Origin of the sequence: Rhodococcus sp. 114MFTsu3.1 (assembly GCF_000383555.1) — a bacterium.
In the GTDB taxonomy this organism is placed as follows: domain Bacteria; phylum Actinomycetota; class Actinomycetes; order Mycobacteriales; family Mycobacteriaceae; genus Rhodococcoides; species Rhodococcoides fascians_E.
Genome location: NZ_KB911557.1, coordinates 1 through 16,152 on the forward strand (window position 1 = coordinate 1; position 16,152 = coordinate 16,152).

The 16,152-nt window shown below is 62.6% G+C and carries 17 protein-coding genes and 1 rRNA gene; 4 read left to right on the plus strand and 14 right to left on the minus strand.

What is annotated here, in order from left to right; all coding sequences use genetic code 11:
* Positions 1 to 164 precede the first annotated feature (164 nt).
* Together rrf and H292_RS0121450 are read left to right on the plus strand one after the other, a co-directional pair.
* Positions 165 to 281: ribosomal RNA gene (gene rrf, locus H292_RS0121445) — 5S ribosomal RNA — on the plus strand.
* Between the two features lie 388 nt (positions 282 to 669).
* Complete coding sequence (locus H292_RS0121450; RefSeq protein WP_442978574.1) at positions 670 to 2,409, plus strand: metallophosphoesterase; 1,740 nt, start codon at positions 670 to 672, stop codon at positions 2,407 to 2,409.
* Here H292_RS0121450 and H292_RS0121455 read toward each other — a convergent pair.
* Positions 2,364 to 3,086: an aspartate/glutamate racemase family protein gene (locus H292_RS0121455; RefSeq protein ID WP_020112672.1), complete on the minus strand. Its 723-nt coding sequence runs from the start codon at positions 3,084 to 3,086 to the stop codon at positions 2,364 to 2,366. The two genes, H292_RS0121450 and H292_RS0121455, sit on opposite strands and share 46 nt — an antisense overlap.
* Before the next feature lie 3 nt (positions 3,087 to 3,089).
* Positions 3,090 to 4,505 carry an MFS transporter gene (locus H292_RS0121460; protein ID WP_019667661.1) on the minus strand — a complete coding sequence of 472 codons (1,416 nt, stop codon included), beginning with the start codon at positions 4,503 to 4,505 and terminating at the stop codon, positions 3,090 to 3,092.
* Between the two features lie 262 nt (positions 4,506 to 4,767).
* On the opposite strand from H292_RS0121460, the gene H292_RS0121465 reads away from it, so the two are divergent.
* Entirely contained in the window at positions 4,768 to 5,442 is a 675-nt protein-coding gene (locus H292_RS0121465) for a GntR family transcriptional regulator (RefSeq protein ID WP_019667662.1), read from the plus strand.
* A gap of 46 nt (positions 5,443 to 5,488) precedes the next feature.
* Here the strand turns inward: H292_RS0121465 and H292_RS0121470 are convergent, their stop codons facing one another.
* Positions 5,489 to 6,154, minus strand: a complete 666-nt coding sequence (locus H292_RS0121470; protein WP_020112673.1) for an SIMPL domain-containing protein — start codon at positions 6,152 to 6,154, stop codon at positions 5,489 to 5,491.
* Between the two features lie 126 nt (positions 6,155 to 6,280).
* On the opposite strand from H292_RS0121470, the gene H292_RS0121475 reads away from it, so the two are divergent.
* Positions 6,281 to 7,354 (plus strand): DNA polymerase IV, encoded by a 1,074-nt coding sequence (locus H292_RS0121475; protein ID WP_026348231.1) that lies wholly within the window; start codon positions 6,281 to 6,283, stop codon positions 7,352 to 7,354.
* Here H292_RS0121475 and H292_RS0121480 read toward each other — a convergent pair.
* The 11 genes from H292_RS0121480 to H292_RS0121530 all read right to left on the minus strand — a co-directional run bounded on the left by H292_RS0121480 (position 7,328) and on the right by H292_RS0121530 (position 16,060).
* The gene (locus H292_RS0121480; protein WP_020112674.1) at positions 7,328 to 8,323 is read right to left on the minus strand and encodes an MBL fold metallo-hydrolase; all 996 of its coding nucleotides are present in this window, start codon (positions 8,321 to 8,323) and stop codon (positions 7,328 to 7,330) included. The two genes, H292_RS0121475 and H292_RS0121480, sit on opposite strands and share 27 nt — an antisense overlap.
* Before the next feature lie 93 nt (positions 8,324 to 8,416).
* Entirely contained in the window at positions 8,417 to 8,824 is a 408-nt protein-coding gene (locus tag H292_RS0121485; protein WP_020112675.1) for a CoA-binding protein, read from the minus strand.
* Complete coding sequence (locus H292_RS0121490; protein WP_020112676.1) at positions 8,794 to 9,216, minus strand: DoxX family protein; 423 nt, start codon at positions 9,214 to 9,216, stop codon at positions 8,794 to 8,796. The genes H292_RS0121485 and H292_RS0121490 overlap by 31 nt, the downstream gene beginning before the upstream one ends.
* A 49-nt stretch (positions 9,217 to 9,265) precedes the next feature.
* Positions 9,266 to 9,733: a heme-degrading domain-containing protein gene (locus tag H292_RS0121495; RefSeq protein WP_230595454.1), complete on the minus strand. Its 468-nt coding sequence runs from the start codon at positions 9,731 to 9,733 to the stop codon at positions 9,266 to 9,268.
* Positions 9,730 to 10,782, minus strand: a complete 1,053-nt coding sequence (gene mgrA / locus H292_RS0121500; RefSeq protein ID WP_019667669.1) for an L-glyceraldehyde 3-phosphate reductase — start codon at positions 10,780 to 10,782, stop codon at positions 9,730 to 9,732. The genes H292_RS0121495 and mgrA overlap by 4 nt, the downstream gene beginning before the upstream one ends.
* Positions 10,783 to 10,795: 13 nt before the next feature.
* Positions 10,796 to 11,407 carry a bifunctional 4-hydroxy-2-oxoglutarate aldolase/2-dehydro-3-deoxy-phosphogluconate aldolase gene (locus H292_RS0121505; protein ID WP_019667670.1) on the minus strand — a complete coding sequence of 204 codons (612 nt, stop codon included), beginning with the start codon at positions 11,405 to 11,407 and terminating at the stop codon, positions 10,796 to 10,798.
* Positions 11,395 to 12,138, minus strand: a complete 744-nt coding sequence (locus H292_RS0121510) for an IclR family transcriptional regulator (RefSeq protein ID WP_019667671.1) — start codon at positions 12,136 to 12,138, stop codon at positions 11,395 to 11,397. The genes H292_RS0121505 and H292_RS0121510 overlap by 13 nt, the downstream gene beginning before the upstream one ends.
* Before the next feature lie 26 nt (positions 12,139 to 12,164).
* Entirely contained in the window at positions 12,165 to 13,073 is a 909-nt protein-coding gene (locus H292_RS0121515) for a sugar kinase (protein WP_019667672.1), read from the minus strand.
* On the minus strand, positions 13,066 to 14,571 hold the full coding sequence (locus H292_RS0121520; protein ID WP_019667673.1) for a tripartite tricarboxylate transporter permease: 1,506 nt from the start codon (positions 14,569 to 14,571) through the stop codon (positions 13,066 to 13,068). Before H292_RS0121520 ends, H292_RS0121515 begins: the two co-directional genes overlap by 8 nt.
* Positions 14,568 to 15,077, minus strand: a complete 510-nt coding sequence (locus H292_RS0121525; protein WP_020112677.1) for a tripartite tricarboxylate transporter TctB family protein — start codon at positions 15,075 to 15,077, stop codon at positions 14,568 to 14,570. The genes H292_RS0121520 and H292_RS0121525 overlap by 4 nt, the downstream gene beginning before the upstream one ends.
* Positions 15,074 to 16,060 carry a tripartite tricarboxylate transporter substrate binding protein gene (locus tag H292_RS0121530; RefSeq protein WP_230620844.1) on the minus strand — a complete coding sequence of 329 codons (987 nt, stop codon included), beginning with the start codon at positions 16,058 to 16,060 and terminating at the stop codon, positions 15,074 to 15,076. Before H292_RS0121530 ends, H292_RS0121525 begins: the two co-directional genes overlap by 4 nt.
* Positions 16,061 to 16,152: the final 92 nt, after the last annotated feature.

Below are 16,152 nucleotides of genomic sequence, written 5' to 3' on the forward strand. Positions count from 1 at the left end.
GGCCGAGGACTTACCACAAAGAAGCTACGCGTCCACTGTGCAATATCTGAAACAACACACGAAAGTTGTATTTTCAGGTACACAACTACATGAAAACCAAGAACGAACACACACACTGTGTGTGTCTCCGACTTCGGTTCGTTCGTGACACTGTTTCACAGAGTTACGGCGGCCATAGCGGAGGGGAAACGCCCGGTCCCATTCCGAACCCGGAAGCTAAGCCCTCCAGCGCCGATGGTACTGCACCCGACAGGGTGTGGGAGAGTAGGACACCGCCGAACACACTTTCACAGAACACCCCCGGGAACCACACGGTCCCCGGGGGTGTTCTGCATACCCGCACCAAACACACTCCACCGTGCATCCCCCTCGGACACCCGTCGAGGACACACCCACCGCAAAAACACCCCCCGAATGTGCGCTGACATCACCACCACACGCACAACAGGACGGTGAATCCACCACCCCGCCGCCAGGTAGAGACGCAGACGGTCACCCACGTGCCGGACCCTCACCCCAGTGCTAGCACTACGCCGTGCACCCGACACAACGGTGAGCGTTTGAGACGCAGGTCGAGCAAGGTCCTTTTGATACTCGTTCGTCCCGTTCTTCTTCGCTGTTCACGTCGACTTCATCGACAGGTCGATCTTTTGCGTCGGTAAGTATTCTTTGCAGCGGAACAGTCGGGGTATGCCGATGAATCCGCGAGGAGAAACCGTCGCCGCCGGGGTTCCGGAGGCTCTTGCTGCTGATATGACCATGGCGGAGCAGCACGATTGGATTCGTTCGTTTCTGAAGCGGAATCCTGTATCCCGGAGACGCTTTCTGGTTGGCTCGGCGGCGACTGCTGCGGCGGCTGCCGTTGGGAATGCAGCGTGGTCCGGTCGTGCGTATGCGCAGGATGCGCCGCTGGCGGTGGGTGGTCGTCACACGTCGTTCGGTGTGGATTCGGCCACGCAGCTCCGATTCTCGGCTCAGTTGTCGCGAAATCCCGGGGTGACGGGGGTGTTCCTCGATCATGGGCCGACTCCGGCGCTGGGGGCGACAACTGCAGCGGAGGTTCGTAATCTGGTCAGTCAGGTGCCGCAGACCGACGGCGGCATCCTCGGTGCCGAGCAGTTCTACGTTCACGTGCCCGTCGACGGTCTGGCTTGCAAGACTCCGCATTTCTATCGCTGGCGTACCAACGACGGCTACGTCAGTGATGTGCAGACGGTGTGGACAGCGTTGCCTCCAGGACGGAGTGCTCCGTTCCGCTTCACGATGATGGGCGATCAAGGTGTCGATGAAACACCCTCTCGGCCGCCGGGCCTGAAGGCAGGGGATTACGACGATCTGTACTACAAAGCCGACAACGAGCCATCCGTTCGTCATGCGGCGAACATCGTCGGGCAGATCGCGACGCGCAGACCGGACTTTCATGTTTTGGCGGGCGACATCGCGTACGCGGATCCGTCGGGCGCCGGCCTCCCTGCTCAGTTCGCTCCCAGCGGGGTGACTCAGCCGAAAGGCTTCGACAAGTACAACCCTTTCGTGTGGGACGGCTACTTCGCAGCCATCGAGCGAAGTGCGGCGAGCACACCCTGGTTCTTCGCCACGGGTAACCACGACATGGAAGCGTTGTACGGTGCGAACGGGTACGGGGGACATGCGGCCAGGCTCGATCAACCCGAGAACGGTCCTGCTGGCTGCCCTTCGGTCTATTCGTTCGTGTACGGCAACGTCGCCGTGCTGTCGCTCGACGCCAACGATGTGTCGTACGAGATCAAGGCCAACACCGGCTATAGCGGCGGCAGGCAGAACACATGGGTGGAAAGGTCCCTTGCACGATTCAGGGCGGATCCGAACATCGATTTCGTGGTGTGCTTCTTCCACCACTGTGCCTACTCGACTACCGAAGCCCATGCATCCGACGGTGGTGTTCGCGACGCATGGACGAAGTTGTTCGACCGCTACGAGGTGGATGTGGTTCTGCAAGGGCACAATCACGTGTTCGAACGAACCGACCCCATCCGGGCCGGCCATCCGACACGGACGGCGGCCGACCACGCCGTCGTGTATCCGAAGTCCGACGGGACGGTGTATTACACGGTAGGCGGTGGCGGCCGGCCTCGGTACACATTTCAGCCCTCCGAGCAGGAGACGTACAGAGGAAACGAGTTGCCGAACAACGCTGTTCCGAACAGCTACGTCTGGACGCCCGACGGTGAGAAGGCCACTGAAGCCGTCGGGTGGTCTCGGGTTCGCTTCAGAAACTACTCGTTCGTCTCCGTCGACGTCGCTCCCGGGATTCCCGGAATCACACCGAGCGAGATGAAGATTTCCGCGATCGACGAGTACGGCCGCGAGTTCGATCGCGTCACCTATCGGCGAGATGTCCCGATGAGCGGTGTGTTCGGTTCGTCCTGATCGAGGTCGTGGTTCGATTCCATGCGTTCGAGCACCCACAATGCAGCGCTTGGAACAGGTTCCACGATCACCACGTCGGTACGGAGGGCGAGCTGCCGAGCTGAGTCGCTGAGCGGACCGCCGCCGATGATCACTGCTTCGGCGCCCGCCGCGGCGGCGTCGTCGACCGCTGTGCCGAGTTCGTCCACGGTGGCGTCGAGATCTCGGGCGAGGACGAGCGGGTCGGAATCCGTCAGAAAGATTCCTGCGAAATCAGCATCGGGGCTGCAGTGTCGTACCAGCGTCCGCAACGACGGCTCCAACAGCGGTGTGGTGGTCGCGATGGCAAATCGTCGCCCTCCGCAAGCTGCTGTCGACACTGCGGCCTGCCCGATTCCGACGACGGGAATGTCGACGAGCTGCCGAAGGGCAGCGACTCCAGGATCTCCGAAGGCGCCGACGATCACCGCGCAGGGCCTGTGCACGTCGATACCGGAGAGCGCTGCAGCAACGGTGTGTTCGGCCGCCTCGTCGAGAGCTTCGGCGTCGACGATCATGCTCGGACCCGCCGCTGCGGTGACTCCGACGACGTCGTATCTCGATCCGTCCATAACTTTCTCGGCAACCGCGACGAGCATGTCGGTGGTCGAGGCGTTGGTGTTGGGGTTGACCACCAGAATCGTGGGCACGCTGCTCATGAATCAATCATCCTCTGGCATGGGGTGTCCGAAGGTTTCTCGGGGGAACTGAACTGCGACGGCGCATACGACGAAGAGTGCGGTGAGAACGGCGAACATCGCGGGGACTCCTGAGCTGTCCAGTACCGCTCCGGCGATCAAGGGGAACAGACCACCCGAGAGAGAGCCGATGGCAAGGATGACGGAGGTGGCGAGTCCGCGAATGCGAGTCGGGTACTGCTCCGGGGCGAACAGCCAGATGGTGGTGTTCAGAACAATCACCGAGAAGTTGAAGAGTGCACCGAAGAACAACACCAGTCCGATGTCGGTGGCGAAGAAACCGAAACCGAGTGCCGCGGCGGTACCGAGGCTTGCACCGGCCGTCAGGGTGATCTTGCGGGGAAGCTTTCGCGCGATCAGGGCCGCGGTGACCGCGCCGATCAAGGAACCCGACTGCATGACGAGCGTGTACCAGAGTGCACTCGTGATCGACATCCCACGTTCGGTGAGAATGATGGGAATGAGCGTCAGCATGGAGATTTGCGCGGCGTACGACATGCAGACTGCGACACCCAAGGCGAGCGTGCTTCGGCGATAGCGCGCACCGAACATCTCGGTCCACCGAACCTTGGGGGCAGCCGTGTCCGCTGCGAGCGTTGTCTTGTCCAAATAGACCTCCTCGGAGCCGAGAATTCCGCGGAGCTTGCCTTGAGCAAGGCGGTTGATGACGGTGTTGGCCTCGTCGATTCGTCCGGTGGCCGCCAGGTATCGGGGAGTCTCCGGCAGTGACCTCCGATAGAACACCACTGCGAGTGCAGGCAGAACCAGCATGCCGAACAGCCATCGCCAGCGGTCCTCGCCGGTGAAGATGGCGAACACGATGACGCCGAAGAGAGGGGCGAGCATGTTGCCCAGTCCTGCCGCGGCGACGTTGATCAGCCCGACGGCTGTCCCTCGGTGCCGAGCCGAGAAGAACTCCGACAGCATGATGACCGCAACGGCTATTTCGCCGCCGAGTCCCAGGCCGACGAGGAACCGCGCCGCGACGAGAACTTCATAGTTGGGCGCGACAGCGCACAGAAGCGATCCGAAGGCGAACACCAGAAGGTTGGCGCCCAACAGAGTTCGACGGCCGAGACGGTCCATGACGACACCTGCGAGAATGCGACCGAGGGCAACCGCTGTGAACGTAGCGGTGTTGAGCAACCCGATCTCGGTGCCCCCGAGGCCCCAGTCGGCGCGGAGGACCGGTCCGGAGATGCCGACGGCGTTCTGCTCGATGGCGTCGAAGAAGACGCCGAACAACACCATGGCGACGATCCCGATGTGAGCGGAGGTGAGGCCGATACGTGAGTACGCGGATTCGATCTGTGTGCCGAGTGTCGTTCGTTCGGCGGGTGAATCCTGTGGAGAGTTCATCGACGAGGGCAGGGTGCTCATCCCGGTGTGCCTTTCGCGGCTGGTGGTCGATGGATACCGTCGTTGGTATACCAAGTGATGAGCGAGAATCTACGGCCGGATGTCCGCTGTTGGGTTTCCGTTCTGTTAAACACATGTAAGAGCGGCGACTAGATGGCGTAACACGAGCTCGCTGACGTCGCCGCGTGTTGGACTGCATCATCGAGTTCGGCACTTGGTATACCTGAGGTGGTGTTGCTGTTGGTGCTGGTACACATGGGCGAGCAATGATGGAGGACAGTGCATGGAACAGGGTGCAGCGTCGGCGAGTTTGTCCCGCCGTGTGTTCGACGAGATTCGCGCGCGCATACTCGATGGACGAATCCCGGCCGGTGAACCCTTGCGCGAGCGGGATCTCAGTGCCGAACTCGATGTGTCCAGGGTGCCGATCCGTGAGGCGCTTCCTATGCTCGAGGCCGCCGGACTCGTTGCGTTGTCGCCGCGTCGACCCGCCGTCGTGACAATGGTGACGCGGAGCGGAGTGGACGAACTGTACGATCTGCGCTCAGCGCTGGAACCGCTCGCGGCCCGAAAGGCTGCGTCCGCGGTCGCGGTGGGTGCTGATGTGTCGGCGCTCGTCGGTGCGGTGACGCGCGCCGGAGATGCGTTGGACGCAGGCGACCTGCCGTCGTTCCATCGCGAGAGTGGCGGCATTCACGCCGCGATCGAATCACTCGCAGGCAACCGGCTTTTCGTCGTCATCATGGAACCTTTGCGGGAACGCAGCAACCGGCTCAACGTCGCGAACATGGAACGCGACCCCAGCGTCAGGCACAACGAACATCTCTCGTTGGTCGATGCGATAGCCGAAGGTAATCCCGAACTTGCTGCGGCCGTTGCGTACTCACACGTCGAATGGGGTCGGCAGCGCACATTCGAGACACTGTCCTCGGTTCCGGGATTCGATCCGACGGCGTGATGCCAGTGGGGCGTCACGGCCACCTCCCGACGACTGCATCGAGGTGTCAGGTTGCGACGAACCGTGCGTGAACCTCGGCGCGAATGACGATGTCCTGTGGTTTGAGTTCGAATCCGTCGTCGGGTGCGGCATAGGCTCGAGATGCGACCACATAGTCCTGATGGGATGCTGCTGCAACACCGAGGAGTCCCGGGTCCGCTATCGCACGGGCGCTGACCGTCGATCGGCCCACGCTGTGCGCGAACACCTCTGCCTTGCTCTGTGCGTCCTGGACGGCACTCGCGCGGACTCGACGGGTGTTCTCGGCCGACGTCGCCTCGGTCAGCGACCAATCGAAGTGGCCGATGTCGACCCCGTCGAGCGCCGACACCGCATAGACGAACGCGTCGACCACGTCGATCTGGCTGAATTTCACCTCGATCGACGCAAGTGCCTGATAGACGTACGGCAACTGTTCCCCGTTGTGGTTGAACGGCCTGGACCGCGAGTGCCGCACTTGATCCAGAGCCCATGCGTCGATCGGGCCGCTCGAAGGGTTGTACAGCGGATCGATCAATCCGGTCAGCTCTCTGACCAGGCGGTGAGCAGGTTCGGCCGCAGCCTCGGCTGTGCGGCCGTCGGTTCGAACCGCCAGGGACACCGTGCATCGCTCCGGCGGGTACGTCGCCTGGCCTCGGCCGACGACCGTGATCTCGACAGGGTTCGACTCCATGATGGGAGTGTGGCACACAAGGGGTAGCGCTTCATTCGAGCGAACGACGCGTGTCTACCCGGCCCGCGGCGACATCCACGACCGGGGGATCGACGCGCGGTGCGAGGTTGGCGCAGAATGGGCGGCATGACCGCATCTGTGCGCCGACGATGGGTGCTGCATGTGGACATGGACCAGTTCATTGCGGCGGTGGAGGTGCTACGAAATCCCGAGCTGGCGGGGAAGCAGGTCGTGGTGGGCGGTAGGGGGGACCCGACCGAACGGGGAGTGGTGTCGACGGCCTCCTACGAGGCGCGGGCGTTCGGCGTCGGATCGGGGATGCCGTTGCGGGTCGCGTTCAAGAAGCTGCCCGACGCGATCTTCCTGCCGGTCGACGGGGAGGCATATACGGCGGCGTCGAACATCGTGATGGACGCACTCCGAAGCTTGAACGTGGTGGTCGAAGTGATGGGTTGGGACGAGGCGTTTCTCGGCGTCGAGACCGAGGATCCGGTGTCCTTCGCACGCAGGGTTCACGACACGGTGTTCGATGCGTCCGGGCTGCATTGTTCGGTCGGCATCGGGGACAACAAGTTACGCGCGAAGATTGCAACGGATTTCGGCAAGCCGCAGGGTATCTACACCTTGACGTCCGCCAACTGGTTCGAGGTGATGGGAGACCGCCCGACGGATGCGTTGTGGGGAATCGGGAAGAAGACCGCGAAGAAGCTTGCGAGTCTCGGTATCACCACGGTGTCGGAGTTGGCGGCAACCGACGATTCCGCGCTGGCAGCTGCGTTCGGTCCGAAAACCGGGCCGTGGATCGGAACCAAAGGGCGAGGGGTCGACCTGTCGCCGGTGTCCGCGGCGCCGTGGATTGCTCGTTCTCACAGCCGGGAAACCACGTTTCAGGAGAACCTGGAGGATTGGGAGGCGATCACCGAGGAGGTGAGGGCTCTGGCGCTGAAGGTGCGTGAGGACCTCGTCGCAGAGGACAGACCTGCTGTGCGGGTAACGCTGAAGGTGCGTTACGCGCCTTTCGAAACCCACACCACCACAGCTGCCCTCGACGGTCCGCCCACCTTCGACACACAGATCATTTCCGACGCGGCGGCCGCGTTGGTGCAGAGGTTGGACCACTCGCGCAAGGTACGCCTGATGGGCGTGCGCCTCGAGATGACGCCTCCCGCTGGTTCAGGCCCTGGCGAAGAGCGCGGGTGACGAGCCGGCGACCTGAACAACCTGGTTGCGGGACACCAGGTGTCGAAGATGCGCGGCAGCCTCGGACAGTGCGAGTGTCTTGTGGAACGGGGAGATGTCGCTCCAAGGTTTGTACCACTTCATGCGTTCGGCGACCTCCCAGACGGTGATCTCGTCGTCGGCGAATGCTTGACAGAGATGGTCGAGTCGTTCTTCGTGGTGCTCGATGAGTTCGCCCGCGCGCACTCCGACGTCGTCGATGCCTATTCCGTGGGAACCCAGTCCGCGCGTCACGTTCATGGACTGCACGTGGCGCAGCGAGTCGAAGAACTCTGCAAGCGCATCTCGCTCCTCGAGCGGGTAGACGAAGTTGCCGACGTGAGGTGTCGTCTTCTGCAGGACGTGATCGCCGGTGAACATGACGTCGGCGTCGGGCAGATGAAAGCACACGTGACCCGGGGTGTGGCCGGGGGTGAACACGGCCTGCAGATTCCGTCCGGTCAGCGCGATCGTTTCGCCGTCGCGAAGGATGCGATCGGGCGCCGAGTCGGGCCCGGTCGGCGGTTGCAGTTCGAGTTCCTCCCATGCGGCGATGTCGGCGTTCGGTGCGCCGGCGGCGGTCATGTTCGCGCGCTGGCGCTCGATCCACTCGGGGCCTCGCGGTGTCGTCATGTAATCGAACTCTGCGTGGTCGGCCTCGTGCATCGCGATCCATGCTCCCGATGCCTCGCGGACGCGGCCGCACAGGCCGGTGTGATCAGGATGGAAGTGCGTCAGCACCACGCCCTCGACGTCGGTGATCGAGCGTCCGACGGCTTCCAAACCGGAGGTGAGGCCGGCCCAAGCGTTGTCGTCGTCCCATCCCGCGTCGACGAGGACCAGGCCGCCGGGAGACTCCATGGCGTAGACAAGCGTGTGGCCGAGCGGACTGTCGGTGATGGGGACGGGGATCCGGAGGATGCCGTCCCCGATCGCTGCTGCGTCGCTCATGCCTACCTCGTTGCTTGGTCCAAGTAATCAGTTCTTCTCTTCATACTGACCCCGGCGAGGAGCACAAGGGAAATCGGGGTACCGATCGAGAGCTCAGCGGCGACGCCACTCGATGGCCGGGCAGGTGTCCATCACCATGGGAACCCCGGCGGCGAGAGTCCGAGCGAAGGCGGCTTCGTCGATGACGCCCAGCTGAAACCACACGCCTTTCGCGCCCACCGCGACGGCCTCGTCGGCGAACCGACCTGCCTGCTCGGATCGACGGAACACGTCGACGACATCGATCGGAAACGGCACCTCGGCGAGCGTCGCGTATCCCTGTTCGCCGAGAACCGTCGGCGCGTCCGGGTGAATCGGGACGATACGTTTGCCTCTGCGTTGAAGGAGGGAAGCAATCTCGTAGGCGGTGCGCTGCGGATTACCGGACAGGCCCACGACGGCCCAGGTGTCGAGGTCGTCGAGCATCAGATTCACCGACTCGGATTCCCGCCAGGACGCCATGATCGCGACGCTACTCTTCGCCGTCGTCCGATCGCATCGGTGCACCACAACGCCCACACGATCAGCAGTGGCTGGAACAGCAACCGGACTCCGCGTGCGGCGTCGGTATCGAGACCGAACGCGTCGGTGTGCGTCAGGAACTGGCTGATGTTTCCCGGAAACACCGCGACGAAGAATGCCGCGACGATCCAGCCCACAGCCGGCCTACGGACGAACACGAGCGCCAGTCCCAGGGCTATCTCCACTACGCCCGACGCGAGAACGACGAAGTCGGTGTCCAAAGGAACCCACGTCGGCACCTGTGCGGCAAATTCTGTGCGCGCCCAGAACAGATGGCTGAAGCCAGCGAACATGAGAAAGACCCCGAGCAGCACACGCGCAATCGTCTTCATCCGTCGATCGTGCCGGAACGATGCCGCGCGCTCCACCCGGGGCTCCTTCTCAACCAGCCTCAGCGAATCCTCGGAGCTGCTCCATGACGAACGCATGGTCCTCGCGGTGCGGGAGTCCGGAGACCCCGACGTAGCCGACGATCCCGACACCTCGGACTCGGATCGGTACGACGCCACCTGCGGCTGCGTACTTCTCTGCGGGGAGGTGGGACTGTGTATCGAAGTCACGGCCCGTCGCGAGGAAGAATTCGAGCACACCCATTGAGCTCCGCCCGTACCGACGGGCGGTATTCAGCTTTCGCGACAACCAATGATCACTTTCCGGGTAGGCCCCGGGTAGCGCTGCGTGGAACGCGCGCTGCTCCCCGTGCACAACCCCGATGACCAAAGGCAGGTTCCGGGCGGAGGCGACCTCCCGCATCCGCCTGCCGAGGGCCCATACGTCGTCGTAATCGAACGCGTCCAATTCCACCGCCTGTTCGTCGGCTGTGATGGCGTCCAGGCCTTGGGTGCTCATGCCGTCGAGGACGCGAGCCATATATTCAGCTCGCCGTCGACCGCGTATGTATCGATCTCGGCGAGGTCGTCCCTTGTGAATTCCGGGCTCTGCAGCGCGAGAACACTGTCCGACAGTTGACCCGGACGGGACGCGCCGACCAGCACGGACGAAATGGGGGACTTCCGCAGTACCCATGCGAGTGCCATCTGAGCGAGCGATTGACCGCGACGCTCAGCGATCTTGTTCAGTGCTGCGACGTTTCGAAGATTCTTGTCCGACAGCATGCCGTCGCGCAACGTCTTTCCCTGTGTCGCACGGGACCCCTCCGGTATTCCGTCGAGATACTTCGCCGTCAACAATCCCTGTGCGAGTGCCGAGAACGCGATACATCCGATGCCCTGGGCTTCGAGAACGTCGAGCAACGCAGGTTCGCCATCCTCGACCCACCTGTTCAGCAAAGAATACGACGGCTGGTGGATGGCCAACGGCGTTCCGAGGTCGCGTAGCAGTTCGGCCATTTCGGCAGTGCGGGCTGCGGAGTACGAGGAGATTCCAGCGTAGCGAGCCTTACCGGAGCGCACGGCCGCGTCGAGGGCACGTGCCGTTTCTTCGAGTGGTGTGTTCGGATCGAATCGATGGCTGTAGAAGATGTCGACGTAGTCCAGTCGCAAACTGCGCAGCGAATGTTCGAGGCTACCGAGCAGATATTTGGAACCGCCGCCTCGCCCGTACGGCCCGGGAAAGAAGTCGTACCCGGCTTTCGTGGAGACGACGATCTCGTCACGTAGGTTCGCGAAGTCCTCTTCCAGGATGCGTCCGACGTTCTTCTCGGCCGATCCCATCGGGGGACCGTATCCGTTGGCGAGGTCGAAATGCGTGATTCCCAGATCGAAGGCGGCTCGGACGATGTCACGCTGCTTCTGGATCGGTGTGTCATCACCGAAGTTGTGCCACATGCCGAGTGACAGGGCGGGAAGCAACAACCCGGATGTTCCGACGGGGCGGTACTGCATCGAGTCGTACCGCGTCGTTTCCGGCCGGTAGACATCGTTGAGAAGAGAAGGCATGGTCGAAATTCTCCTATCGAGATACGAAAAGATTTGTAAGAAGGTCGATCTGGGTGTCGTCCTCGAGCGCGGATCCGACCGCGACGACGTGTGCGCCTGCCTGGAGGTATTCGGCGGCGTTGCGGGCGTTCATTCCTCCGGTAGCGACGAACCGCATCGCAGGGAACGGCCCTTTCATTGCCGAGAACCAGGCCGAACCGAGAACGGATGCAGGAAATGCCTTCACCCATTTCATGCCGAAACCCGCGGCCTGCTGCACGTCGGTTCCGGTGGCAACACCGGGCAGGTGGGGCATCGACAGGTCCATGCTCGCTTTCGCGACCGCGGGATCGAAGCCAGGAGCGACGGTGAATACGGCACCTGAATTATAGGCCGCAACAACGAGTTCCGGACTGACCACGGTTCCCGCGCCCACCGAGAATCCCCGATCTGCTGCAGCGTTCGCCACTGCTTCCAGCGCGGCGACGGCGGCAGGGGACTGGATGGGTACTTCGATACAAGTGATCCCGGCGTCCCAACCTCGCTGCGCGAGCTCGACGGTTCTGGTGGGAGTGAATCCCCGCAGGATTGCCATTACCGGGGCTCCTGAGAATGCCTGGTCGAACCAGGTGTTCATGGTCTCCATCCGAGTTCCTTAGATACGTTGTCGGTCACTGCGCGTAGATCGGGCAGTAGTAGTTCGAGGGCTGCGAGGTCCGCACGCCCTTTCAGCGCGGTGATGGACACGGCAGCGACGACCCGGTTGCTAGCGTCGCGCACCGGCATCGCGACACAGTTGACGTAGTCCTCGTATTCCGCGTCGTCGACGGACCATCCGCGCTCGGTGACGACCGCCAGCTCTTCGTCGAAGCTGGTTCGAGAGGTGATCGTCGTCGAGGTGTGTTTCTCGAAATCTGCTGCCGCCATCACGGAATCGACCACGTCCGGGCTTTGAAACGCGAGAATGGCTTTGCTGACGCCCGCAGTGTGCAGACATACCGGTGCGCCGATCTGAGAGAACAGTTTTATCATTCCTGGTTGTTCGATCTTGTCCACATAGATGATTCGTCGACCTTCGAGAGCGGCGAGGTGGATCGTGTGCAGGCACTGTTCACCCAGCCCGACGAGGTAGGGCCTGGCCACGTTTGCGAAATCGAATTGCTCACGCGCAGCGTTCGCCAGTCCGGCCAATCGGTATCCGACGCTGTACTTCCCGTCCTCGCGCTTGCGTGTGAGGCCGTAGTCGGTCAGGGTCTGCAGAACGCGCAGTGCTGTCGAGCGGTGCACGTCGAGGTGAGCGGCAATCTCGCTCTGTGTTCGAGGCGCAATCGCCACGAATTCCAGTATTTCCACTGCGCGTTCCACGCTCTGCGACATCGACTGCTCCTTCGGATGTGGCCGGATCAGACATCGAGTCCGGCTGCGGGGACGAAATCGTTGGTACTGGTAAGTGCTCGCGCAGCAAGATCGTGGCCCATCGTGAGCCTTCCGTGCGAATCTTTTCCGGTCGACAACCCCGACAAGTATCCGGCAGCGAATGCGTCCCCGGCGCCGACGACTTCGATCACCTGTACGTCGTGAGCGGGAACGAAGACCGACCCCGAGGCGGTGAACTCGGTGGCGCCGACGTCACCGTCCTTGACGACCAACTTGTCGGAATGGCGTCGACCAGCGCCGATCAAAGTACGGACCGACAATGCGTCGGTCGTACCCCACAGTTCGGCGGCTTCGTCGCGTCCGACGAAAACGATGTCGGCCCGTCGAGCCAGGTCGAGGAGGATGGGGGAGGCGCTTTCGATTCCCCATACCCCTCGCCGGTAGTTGACGTCGAACGAAATTCGAGTGGGTAGGTCCTCGCAGATGTCGAACAGTGCCTGCATCATCGCTCCGCACGAATCGGAGAGCCCGGCGTTGATGCCCGAGACGTGCACGTAGGACACGTCGGCGAGCGGCAGAGTCTCGAGCGTTGCAGGGGACATGAGTGACGCTGCCGAGCCTCGCCGGTAGTAGTGCACCGTCGTCACCCCGTCGTCCGGGTCCTTGAAGTAGACGCCGGTGGGTGCATCGACAAGGGTGACGTACGAGGTGTCGACGCCGTGCGCTGCTATGTCGGTGACAATGCGGGTACCTAAAGGGTCGCTGCCGACCTGGCTTGCCCACGCCACGTCGTGGCCTTGCTCGGCTAGGTACAGCGCGACCGTGGACTCTGCCCCACCCATGTGGAGCGAGAACAGATCTGCTGACACCAGTGGTGCCGCGTCGACAGGAGCGACCAGGGTCATCGTCTCTCCGATGCACAGAATGTCAGGCATCGATGCTCTCCTTCGGCTTCCGGCGTAAGCCCTTCCTGATACCGGTACGGAGATATGGTCCGAGGACTGCGAGTGCGCTGAGTACCAGAAGACCCACGGCTATTCCGCTGGTGTAGATACTTGCTGCCCCGTCGATGAGGAATGCGCGTCTGATGTTGCTCTCGGCCAGCGGCCCGAGAATGAGGCCGAGGACGAGCGGTCCGGCGGGAAATCCGTTTCGACGCAGCAACAGTCCGAGTAGTCCGAACACGAGCATCAAGGCAACGTCGAAAGCTGAGTTCTGGACCGCGTAGGTACCGACCATGCAGAAAGTGATGATGACAGCCCACAGGTACTTCTGCGGCAGGTCGAGCAGCTTGATGACCCCGCGCATTCGCACCAACGCCAGTGCGAGTGCAATGAACGTGGCCAGCAGCATGATCGCCGCGAGGCTGTAGACCAGATCGGGTGAATCAATGAACAGCGCGGGTCCGGGTTGCAGTCCCCAGATGACCATCGAACCGATCATCACGGCCATGACGGCGTCTCCGGGTACTCCCAGTGCAAGTGTCGTGGTGAGTGACCCACCCATGGTCGCTGTGCTGGCGGTGTCCGCAGCCGCGAGTCCTTCGAGTGATCCCTTGCCGAATTTCTCGGGCGTCTTCGACGCGCGACGGGCCTGATCCCACGAGACGATGCCCGCGATGTCGCCGCCTGCTGCCGGTACGACTCCGACGACGGCACCTACACCGGATCCGATGAGAGCCGGTTTGACCAGTTCTCGACGTTCATCCCTGTTCGGCCACCACTTGCCGAGTTGCGTTATCGGAGAGGGGGTGTGGGTGGCGTGCCGACAGATCATCTGGTTGAACACCTCCGCGATCCCGAACAGTCCGACGATCGCTGCGATGAAAGGTATTCCAGAGCTCAGTTCGTTCAGCCCGAAAGTGAAGCGTCCGTCACCGGTGATCGGGTCGCGGCCGATCGTACCCAGTAACAACCCGAGAATGCCCGCGACGAGGCCCTTTGCGACGCGGCCTCCGGAAACCCCGATCATCATCGTCATTCCGAACACGACGAGCGCGAACATCTCGGCCGGTCCGAATCGAAGCGCGACGCTGGCTATCGGCTGAGCAGCGAAGATCAGGATGCAGATACCGATGACCGATCCCACGGCTGACACCAGTGCAGAGCTCGTCAGCGCGATTCCTGCCCTACCCTGCCGTGCCATGGGGAAGCCGTCGAACGTGGTGGCGATCGAAGCGGGTGTCCCCGGCGTGTTGATCAGGATCGACGGCACTCGGTCTCCGAACTGCGCTGCCACGTAGATAGACAGCAGAACGGACAGCCCCTGCAACGGTTCGAGCGTCAGAGTGAAACCTGCCGCCAGCGCCACTGCCATCGCCGCGGTGATGCCGGGTACGGCGCCGACGAGGGTACCGAGGAGAACTCCTACCAGCAGACACAGGCCGATGCTGGGGTCGAGGAGGGCGCTCAAGCCCTCGGTCACGGCACTCACAGCGGTACCCGAAGTAGCAGACCGAAGATCGCCCAAAGGATCAGCGTTGTGACGATCGGAAACAGTACGAGCGCCTTGATTCCCCGCCCGCCGGAAACAGCCGTGATCGCGGCGAGCAATAGCACCGTGACGACACGGAAATCGAAGTACTGCCAGGCGAAGCCGTACACGACAATCGCCGCGAGTGTCGCGGCGAGCGCCACCGTTCCGGATTTGGTGATGGAAGGTTCGTCCGAGGAAATGCGGGTGAGGAGCGCGCTGGTGATCAGCACGAGTCCGATCGCGACCATGGATACGGCCAGAGCCGTCGGCCACCACCGGGGCCCGAATTGCTGGCCTTCACGAGCGATGTCGATCGACGCCGATGCGAAGTACACGGCAACGCCGACAGCAACCACGACGATCCCGATGGTGCACTCGTAGGCCTTGCTGTTCGGCGGCCGATCGTCCGGCTCTGTCCGATCTTCCGAAACACCGGGACTGATGGGGAGATCTCGGGTTGTCATTCCTGAGCCGCCAGTTGTTCGAAGCGATCGGATTCGGTTCCGACGAACGTGGTGGTCTCCTCGGCGGAACGGTAGAGGGGTAGGTTGCCGCCGGATTCGATCAGATCGATGTATTCGTCCGTGGCCGAGGCGGACTCGATCGCACTTTCGAGCTTGGAGGCCACATCGTCGGGAAGTCCTGCAGGTGCTGCGACAGCAGCCCAACTGCCGATCACGACGTCGAGCCCCAGTTCGCCGGCAGTGGGCACCCCGGGTAGCGCGGGAGCAGGCTCATCGGTGAACACCGCCAGTACGCGGAGGCGTCCGTCCGCGTGCGCTGGGGCGGTTTCCCCGATCCCGGCGACGACTGCGTCCACCTGGGAACCGACTGCTGCGGTCACCGCGGGTGCGCCACCGTCGAAGGGGACTCCGGTGAATTGCACATCCGCAACACGACCGAGTTCGAGTGCGCCTGCTTCCCAGATGGATCCGGGTCCTGCGTTGGAGACGGTGACGGCACCGGGTTCGTTTCGTGCTGCGGTCACGAGATCGTCGAGAGTCTGGAACGGGCTGTTCGCGGGCACTGCGATGGTTCCCGGTTGCGAGTTGACCTGACCGAGGAAGTCGTATGCGGCCGGGTCGATGGAGTACCCCTGATGTCCCAGTAGGCTGACTTCGACGGGGAGAACACCGATGGTGTAGCCGTTCGCGTCCTGATCTGCGAGATATTGCATTCCGATGGATCCTGCGCCCCCAGGGCGATTCTCGACGATGACACTCACTCCGAGGTCCGCTTCCATCTGTTTGCCGAGGGTGCGTGCTGTGAGGTCGGTCGCGCCTCCGGCGGCGGTCGGGGTCAGGAGCGTGATGTTCCCACTGGGAAAGTCCTCGTCCGACGAACCGCCACCGGAGCGGTCTGCGCAGCCGGTGATCGTCCCGATCATCAGGGCTGCGGCGCCACTCCCGATCACCAGGCGCAACGTCCGTGTGCTTGTTCTGTTCAAGGGTGCCTCCGAAGAATCTGTTGCACTGTGTGCAACACCGTTGCTCTATGTGCACATAGAGTAACGCACGTGTGACCCGTGGCATAGGAAAT

Coding starts and splice junctions, on each gene's coding strand:
- H292_RS0121495 (WP_230595454.1), bottom strand. CDS start 9,733: ATGAGCACCCAAGGCCTGGACGCCATCACAGCCGACGAACAGGCGGTG.
- H292_RS0121525 (WP_020112677.1), bottom strand. CDS start 15,077: ATGACAACCCGAGATCTCCCCATCAGTCCCGGTGTTTCGGAAGATCGG.
- H292_RS0121505 (WP_019667670.1), bottom strand. CDS start 11,407: ATGGAGACCATGAACACCTGGTTCGACCAGGCATTCTCAGGAGCCCCG.
- H292_RS0121490 (WP_020112676.1), bottom strand. CDS start 9,216: ATGAAGACGATTGCGCGTGTGCTGCTCGGGGTCTTTCTCATGTTCGCT.
- mgrA (WP_019667669.1), bottom strand. CDS start 10,782: ATGCCTTCTCTTCTCAACGATGTCTACCGGCCGGAAACGACGCGGTAC.
- H292_RS0121465 (WP_019667662.1), top strand. CDS start 4,768: ATGGAACAGGGTGCAGCGTCGGCGAGTTTGTCCCGCCGTGTGTTCGAC.
- H292_RS0121510 (WP_019667671.1), bottom strand. CDS start 12,138: ATGTCGCAGAGCGTGGAACGCGCAGTGGAAATACTGGAATTCGTGGCG.
- H292_RS0121515 (WP_019667672.1), bottom strand. CDS start 13,073: ATGCCTGACATTCTGTGCATCGGAGAGACGATGACCCTGGTCGCTCCT.
- H292_RS0121475 (WP_026348231.1), top strand. CDS start 6,281: ATGACCGCATCTGTGCGCCGACGATGGGTGCTGCATGTGGACATGGAC.
- H292_RS0121455 (WP_020112672.1), bottom strand. CDS start 3,086: ATGAGCAGCGTGCCCACGATTCTGGTGGTCAACCCCAACACCAACGCC.
- H292_RS0121460 (WP_019667661.1), bottom strand. CDS start 4,505: ATGAGCACCCTGCCCTCGTCGATGAACTCTCCACAGGATTCACCCGCC.
- H292_RS0121485 (WP_020112675.1), bottom strand. CDS start 8,824: ATGGCGTCCTGGCGGGAATCCGAGTCGGTGAATCTGATGCTCGACGAC.
- H292_RS0121470 (WP_020112673.1), bottom strand. CDS start 6,154: ATGGAGTCGAACCCTGTCGAGATCACGGTCGTCGGCCGAGGCCAGGCG.
- H292_RS0121480 (WP_020112674.1), bottom strand. CDS start 8,323: ATGAGCGACGCAGCAGCGATCGGGGACGGCATCCTCCGGATCCCCGTC.